The organism is Christiangramia aestuarii, from assembly GCF_009735585.1.
GTDB classification, from domain to species: Bacteria; Bacteroidota; Bacteroidia; order Flavobacteriales; family Flavobacteriaceae; genus Christiangramia; species Christiangramia aestuarii.
Genome location: NZ_VJVW01000094.1, coordinates 1 through 441, shown reverse-complemented (window position 1 = coordinate 441; position 441 = coordinate 1). Strand labels below are relative to the sequence as shown.

The window sequence follows — 441 nt, the reverse complement described above, 5'->3', positions numbered from 1 at the left end:
CCAGCTCCTCGCGAACCTTGTCCAGCACCGGCAGCGCTTCCGGCCAGTCGAAGCCGACCTGCGCCGCGCGCTTCTGCAGCTTCGCCGCCCGTGACAACGCCGGCAGGGCGACAGGAACGTCATCCAGCAGCGACAACTGCTGCGGCTCCTTGGCCTTGGCGGCACGCTCCTCGGCCTTCAGTTCTTCCCAGCGCTGCTTGACCGCCGCTTCGGCCAGCTTCGCCGCATCGGGCTTGCCATAGAGATCGCCATCGAGGAATACGTGGGGATGTCGACGGATCAGCTTGCGGGTGATGCCGTCCACCACCTCGTCGAAAGCGAAGCGATCCTCTTCGCGAGCCAACTGGCTGTAATAGACCACCTGGAACAGCAGGTCGCCCAGTTCCTCGCGCAATTGCGGGAAATCCCCCTGCTCTATGGCGTCCGCTACTTCGTAGGCTT

General features: G+C 64.2%; 1 protein-coding gene. It reads right to left on the bottom strand.

Going from position 1 to position 441, the window contains the following annotated elements:
* Positions 1 to 441, bottom strand: a 441-nt coding sequence (locus FLP08_RS17065) for a MazG family protein (RefSeq protein WP_156278120.1), incomplete at both ends; no start/stop codon positions are given.